The sequence below is a fragment of the Caballeronia sp. LZ043 genome (assembly GCF_031451075.1).
Taxonomy (GTDB): Bacteria; Pseudomonadota; Gammaproteobacteria; order Burkholderiales; family Burkholderiaceae; genus Caballeronia.
Genome location: NZ_JARUXT010000002.1, coordinates 526246 through 532245 on the forward strand (window position 1 = coordinate 526246; position 6000 = coordinate 532245).

The 6000-nt window shown below is 58.5% G+C and carries 10 protein-coding genes; 3 read left to right on the forward strand and 7 right to left on the reverse strand.

Annotation, left to right across the window (positions count from 1 at the left end):
- Positions 1–254 precede the first annotated feature (254 nt).
- On the forward strand, positions 255–542 hold the full coding sequence (locus QCE64_RS15815; RefSeq protein ID WP_310004717.1) for a hypothetical protein: 288 nt from the start codon (positions 255–257) through the stop codon (positions 540–542).
- Between the two features lie 852 nt (positions 543–1394).
- On the opposite strand, the gene QCE64_RS15820 is transcribed toward QCE64_RS15815, so the two are convergent.
- The 7 genes from QCE64_RS15820 to QCE64_RS15850 form a co-directional block, all read right to left on the reverse strand.
- Positions 1395–2228, reverse strand: coding sequence for a YfdQ family protein (locus QCE64_RS15820; RefSeq protein WP_310004719.1), 834 nt, complete (start codon positions 2226–2228; stop codon positions 1395–1397).
- Between the two features lie 43 nt (positions 2229–2271).
- A complete protein-coding gene (locus QCE64_RS15825) occupies positions 2272–2613 on the reverse strand; it encodes a hypothetical protein (RefSeq protein ID WP_310004721.1) in 342 nt (113 codons plus the stop codon).
- A gap of 166 nt (positions 2614–2779) precedes the next feature.
- Positions 2780–2908 (reverse strand): hypothetical protein, encoded by a 129-nt coding sequence (locus tag QCE64_RS15830; protein WP_310004723.1) that lies wholly within the window; start codon positions 2906–2908, stop codon positions 2780–2782.
- A gap of 24 nt (positions 2909–2932) precedes the next feature.
- Positions 2933–3055: a hypothetical protein gene (locus tag QCE64_RS15835; RefSeq protein WP_310004725.1), complete on the reverse strand. Its 123-nt coding sequence runs from the start codon at positions 3053–3055 to the stop codon at positions 2933–2935.
- Positions 3052–3216 (reverse strand): hypothetical protein, encoded by a 165-nt coding sequence (locus QCE64_RS15840; protein ID WP_310004727.1) that lies wholly within the window; start codon positions 3214–3216, stop codon positions 3052–3054. The genes QCE64_RS15835 and QCE64_RS15840 overlap by 4 nt, the downstream gene beginning before the upstream one ends.
- A 527-nt stretch (positions 3217–3743) precedes the next feature.
- Positions 3744–4457: a hypothetical protein gene (locus tag QCE64_RS15845; RefSeq protein WP_310004730.1), complete on the reverse strand. Its 714-nt coding sequence runs from the start codon at positions 4455–4457 to the stop codon at positions 3744–3746.
- Between the two features lie 105 nt (positions 4458–4562).
- Positions 4563–5306, reverse strand: a complete 744-nt coding sequence (locus QCE64_RS15850) for a S24 family peptidase (RefSeq protein WP_310004732.1) — start codon at positions 5304–5306, stop codon at positions 4563–4565.
- A 94-nt stretch (positions 5307–5400) separates the two neighbouring features.
- Here QCE64_RS15850 and QCE64_RS15855 point away from each other — a divergent pair, with 94 nt between their 5' ends.
- Together QCE64_RS15855 and QCE64_RS15860 are read left to right on the forward strand one after the other, a co-directional pair.
- On the forward strand, positions 5401–5631 hold the full coding sequence (locus QCE64_RS15855; RefSeq protein ID WP_310004734.1) for a helix-turn-helix domain-containing protein: 231 nt from the start codon (positions 5401–5403) through the stop codon (positions 5629–5631).
- The gene (locus QCE64_RS15860) at positions 5628–5801 is read left to right on the forward strand and encodes a hypothetical protein (RefSeq protein WP_310004736.1); all 174 of its coding nucleotides are present in this window, start codon (positions 5628–5630) and stop codon (positions 5799–5801) included. The genes QCE64_RS15855 and QCE64_RS15860 overlap by 4 nt, the downstream gene beginning before the upstream one ends.
- The last annotated feature ends 199 nt before the right edge of the window (positions 5802–6000 follow it).

Genomic DNA, 6000 nt, shown 5'->3' on the forward strand with positions numbered 1-6000 from the left:
CGGAGGAGGAAGCCCTGCTCACGGCGAAAAACAAAGCCATGGATTACATTGATCAAGTACTTCATCCACTGAACTGACTATTGGTTCGCCCCATGAAATCGATTTGTCTGTCGCCCCACAGCCACCTTGCTTCCGTCGAACTGGATTAGGGAGCTGGCGCGGCCTGTTGGGGTCTAATAGTGAGATACGACCTGCTCAAATTGAGGGCCTGGCGGAAGCGAGCGCCGCATTCTTTCTAAGCAAGGAGGTTTTCCATGACTTCTTGGATGGAGGTTCATGCCACTCCCTTTGGAGGCGACCTGCACTTTCATTACATGATTGAAGGTGAACTTGTTAGGATTGCCGTCACGCACAGCTGCCTTCGCGATGTTTTCGGTTCCGACGGGAGTGACCACGGCGATCAAGACGCTTTGCAGTTCAACGTCGTCGAGATCCTGTTTATGGCTATCTCCAAGTCACATGCGACGACGCAACGACCTATTGTGTTAACAGCAGCCGATTTCGAGGTTCGCCATCAGCATCGACGCTCTCGTCTCGGTTGATGGTGCTGCTGTCCTGTCGTCTTGGCGCGGCTACCCAACACGGTCAGAGAGCAAAGCATTCAATTCAAAGGGCCGAGTGGGTGGAGGCACGCGTCTCATGATTGATGCGCCTCCGTTCGCAATCGCTCGTAGAGCCATCGCGAAGGGCGTATAGTGGTTTGACATGCCGCTTCCGGTGTGTATTACGGAGCGAACATGGAAAACCAGTCCTGTGTCCCCTATCGCGGGTACACAATCGACGTTCGCGTCGCTTGCAGTAAGACACCATCAATCGACGGCCAACAGCTCCGGTACGCCGTGTCCTGGTGCGTTGTTTTCCCTGCGCCTGACGCTACTCCCATAGTGAGCCTGCCTGAGCAGCTGAACTTCCTATCACCCGACGCGGGTGTCAGATACGCGGAGCGGCAAGCTAAGAGGTTCATCGACGGCTGCATCAACGACGAAGACGAGAATAGTCAGTCGACTTGACTACCTTCCACATCAGAAATACGCGCTTGTCTATTGCGTTCGGTCAAATTTGCATGCCGTAAATGCGCATGTTCACTAACGGAGTTCTAAATGTCGCGCCTGATGAGAATTGGAGCTCTAGAGTTTCACGTAGTGGTCGAGTCGCTGGCTGGCGGCGGATTCACATACACCTGCATCGAAGTTGATCGAGCAAATGGAAAAATCGAACAGATCCGATTCGAAGGCACTCTTCGATATGGAAGCGAAGAGGAGGCATACGCGGGCGGGTCAGCATTTGCCCGAAAGCAAAGCGGAAGGCTACCTCGATAGCTGACCGGTGATGCAACCCTGCACGTTGTTCGCGCCGGATGACGCGCCGGCGCGCGGAGTGATTGAGGGAAACAGTTACTCGGGCGTACCGAGCAGGATCTTCGTGGCCGTCTGTTCTTCGATCTGCGCCCAGACTGCGCGGAACGCGGCTTCGAGCACTTTGTGCGGTCGGATCAGCTCGTACCAGATCTTCAGCACGCCATCCTTGATGCGGTACTTGATCCGCGCATCGATCGAGTAGGGCGCGCCATTCTCGAAGACCGGGATGCTCAGCGTGATCAGCGACGGCATCGCGATCTTGTTGCCAGTGGCGTTCACGTCTTCCTTCCAGACGAAGTTCGTGCTGCCGTCTTGGAGGCGCGCTGCCGACACGAAGTTGCCTTCCTTGCTGGCTTCGAAGTTGAGCGCGATGCTGAGCATCGTCGAGCCGTCCGGGCTGATGATGTCCGGCAAGTTGTCTTCGATCAGTTCCGCGAGCTCAAGCTGGCCCATCGGCTGGCGATCCTTGTTGGTCCACGTCTTCCACTCGCGGGAGGCGGGCACCGGGAACTCGACGCGGTACGCGCGCCAGTTCGCACCGTCGTGCTCGCCGTGGAGAGAGCCGTAGGCGCGGTGGTCGTCGATTACGCCGAGGATGCGCGCCGGGTCGAGCGACGCGTAGATGAGGCTCTCGGCGCGCTTCTGGCGGTTGAAGTACGCGATGAAGCTCGCAGCGTCGCGCAGCTTGACGGTGCCGGCGGCGCGGGCGGGGTTCTCGAAGACGTCATCGAGGGGCTTCGCCTGGAAGCCTTCCGGGACGATCACGAAAGGCTTGCCATCGGGCAGCGGGCTTTTCTTCGGATCTGCGAGCGCCACGCCGGCGGCGAGAAGGGCAGCGACGTCTTTCTCGCCATTGAAGTTTTCGAGCATGAGGTTTCCTTGGTGGAGTTGTAGAGGGCCGCAGCAGCTGCGATCAGCCGTACGAGGCGGACCGGCCGTTGGCGTTGTTATCTGCCAGCGAGATGCCGGGCAGTTCGGTCTGCCGCTCGCTATGGCGCGACAGGTTGTTCTCGACGGTCGGGAAGAAGACTTCAGCCGATTCCTTCTCGCGCGGCAGTGTGGCGACGACCTTGCCGGTCACCTCGAGCGCGTCCTGCACCTTGGCGAACGGCTTCACCTCGACGGTGATCGTGATCTTCCCGGCCTTGCCGGTGTCGCGGACCATCGCGACGAGGGTGTTCAGTTCGTTCGTCGCTTCTTCGACGACTGCGCCGCCGCGCAACTCCATCAGCGTCTGCGTGAAAGCCTTCTTCATCCGATCCTCCGATCGTGTGGTTGAATTCGATGGCCGTCTCTCCGACCTGTCACGACTGTTTTGCGCTTCACTTCGTCCACGCAAGGCGAGCCTCAGAGAGACATGCCGCGCCGTCCTCCTCTCAGGGATTCCTGCCGGATTACGCGTCGGCACGCGGTGATGGTGATCAGTTGCCTGCCGGCCAGTGGATGCTGTTCTTGCGCTGCTCGATGTCGATCAGGCGTTCATCAGCGCCGCGCACGAGCAGATACGCCATCGCGCCACAGATCAGCAGTCCTACGCAGATTGAAAGCATGGTGAGCCTTTTCGGGAGAGTGAATTAGATGCAGCGCGTGTGAGCGCAGCGTTCCATTTGAGCGTTGCGGTGCGACGTTTCTGAGTCGAGGGCGAGGAACACGGCCACGACGATGAGCGTCATGCCCCAGATCTGCCAGAGCTTCATTTCCAGAGCGCTCCAGCGGGAACTGCGACACACAGAAACCAGACGCAGGCAATGCCGATTGCGTAGAGGCTGCCAACTCCGACCGCCTTGATCAGAGTATTCGCATCCTGCAATCGCTTGACGTCGCGGAGCAGGGCGTTGTCGTTCAAAACACGATTCATGTCGATCTCCTTGTCTTGCCGCTGCGTCATCGCGTGGCGCACTGGTGAGACATCCGGCACTCTCGGGGCCGGTGGCCGGCGGATTCCTCCCTTGCGGGTCTCCGCGCGCTGGCATTCTTAAAGAACGATCGCAGTCCGCCCAGGCGGCGCGAGGCTTCGTCAGATCGACATCAGCCAGATGCCACCCACCGTCACGAGCATGGCGATCGTCACAGCAATTGCCACGACGTTCATTTGATCTGCCATCTCTTCCTCCAGTGCATCGGTAAGTGCATGAGTGCATTATGGCGAATGCACTACGGGATTGCAAGTGCAAACGCAATATTTCTCGGCGTGCGAGAAAATCGCGCTCATAGCCGTGTTGTCGGGTCGGCTACAAGGCCGGCGATCTGAGGAATACCGAACCCTATTGGCCGATGCTCGCTGCATTTAACGTTGCAAGTTTGCAACGTTTTGCGATCCTTCGGCGGCGCGGACAAAGAAAAACCTCGCCGGAGCGAGGTTTTCAGGGGAGGCGTGTGGCGGGGTTACTTGCTGGCGACGACCAAGAAGGCGTCCGAGCGGTCGGGCAACGCGGCGGCGGCGATCAGTTCGTTGTTGTTCTGCACGGCGATCCCGACGATCGTCGAGCCGGGGTAGGTGCACGGTGCGCCGCCGAAGACGATCGTCGCGTCGAAAACGTTCTTGCCGTTGTGCGGCGCGGTCAGCCCTTTGAACGTGCAGCCGCTCGGGCCTTTGCCCGTGAAGCTTCCGTCAGCGGCAACGGTGAGCGTGATCGGCTCGCCGCCTTTCACCGATCCGCCGGCGCCCGCGTACGTTCCAGCGAGGGACGCGAAACTGGGGGTCTGGTCGTAGAGCGCGTTGTAGGTGCCGGTGAACGTGATGCCTGCGCCGTTGCCCGATGCGGGCGCGATCGTCCCCGTGATGTTGCTCTTCGCCGTGTAGTTGGCAGAGACGGTATCGTTCAGCACGGTGTTCTGGGCGATGTAGAAGTTCTTCGCATCGGTCGATTTGAACGTGCCGCCCGACGATGTGGACGTGCCCTGGACTAGGCCGATCTGGTTGCTGGTCGAATTCGTGTAGGCGAAGTAGTAGACGCCAGTGTCGAGGATGACGCCGACGATGGCATCGTTGTTCGAGTCCGTGCCCTGATAGATCCCGTTTGCTTCAGCTACTGGCGTCACGGGTGGCGGAATCTTGCTCTGGTCCGGGCTACCGCCTCCTCCGCACGCGGCGAGCACAACCGCCGCGGCAACTCCTGAAAGTACCGTTTTTTTCATTGTGTTTCCCTCGTTGCAGCTCGGCTTCTTCGGGCGAGCTTTCCGACTGCTTTGGCCATGCAGACTTTAATGCGAACTGAATCCTGAGCCCGAGCGATAAACGAGCTCACCGACAATGTGAACGTTCTCCATGTCGGCCGGCCCGACTTCGACGTCGGGGTAATTCGGGTTGAATGAGTGCAAGACGATATGTCCGCCCGGCTTCTTGAACACCTGTTTCACCAGAGGCTCATCCTCGAAATAGATTGCGTAGATCTTTCCGTCCCGCAGCGCTCCCTTCGTGATGTCGATCATGAACATGTCGCGATCGAACAGAAACGGCTCCATGCTGGCGCCTCGCGCCGTCGCCAGCTTGCAGTCCTTGGGTTTGCTTCCGATTGCCTTGAAGAACGCAACGTTGAACGGGAGGGCCCTCTTCTCCCTGATTTCCCACTGGATCAAACCGGTACCCGCTGAAAAATGATAGTCATAGCGGTCCAACCAAACGCGATCCTCGTCATCGACGTCTGGCAAGTCGCCCTCGTGTTCCCAGACGGCCACGTTTCCCTTTTCTTCCGGGAGGCGATACCGATCTTCTGGCGTCGCACCGGGCGCGTCACCGATCAACTTCGGTGCGCGACCATTGCTCAGCCACTCGACACGGACTCCAAGCGCCTCCGCGATAGGGATTAAATGCTTACTTCCCTGATTCCGTCCGCTTTCGATATTAGCAACGGTCGACTGACTAACGCCAGCGCGCTTGGCGAGCTCAGTTTGTGACATGCCGGATTCCTCACGGCATCTTCTTAAGCGTTCGGCGAGTGTTTTCATAGTGCAATCGTAATAGATCGGCCAAACGCATTGGCGCTAGAAGCGATGGCCAAAGCACTTGTTAAGCAAGTGCAAATGCATTAAGATGGCTTCCATGGACACGAAAACCACCCCTCTTCTCATCGCCGAAATGATGGCGCTCGGTCTGACTCAGACCGAGATTGCGCGTCGGACAGGCCTTTCCCAGTCCACCGTCTCGCAGCAGATGACGGGGCGGCGAGGTAAGCGGCCAGGGCATGACACCGTCGACGCGATCAAGAAGCTGCATAGCTCGGTGATCCGAGCGGCGCGCCGCCGACAACGCGAAACAGCGGAGGCCGCTTGAACGAAGCGCCGCTGACTGCTGCGGAGCAGAAAGAGATCCGCGCGATGTTGCTGGATCTCATCGCGAAAGGGTTCCCTGAACAGGCGCTTGATGAGGCGCGTAAGAAAGCGGTCCTGCAGCTCCGCAGACTGAAAGCGGAGTCAGCAGGACCAGCCAAAGCAACGAAGTAAGCGACGCCGAGTCTGCGGCCGGTTTGGATGGACGGCCCACCGGTCTGAGATTCGCAGTACTAACGGCGAAATGGTCTCTCGCGCTTGTTGTCATTTTTGCTTTACCCCGTTTGGTGTCGTTCTTTTTACCTACGACGCCACTTTATCCGGGGCAACCGCAAGTAAATACGTTTGTTTGGAGCATGAATTGAACATCCTC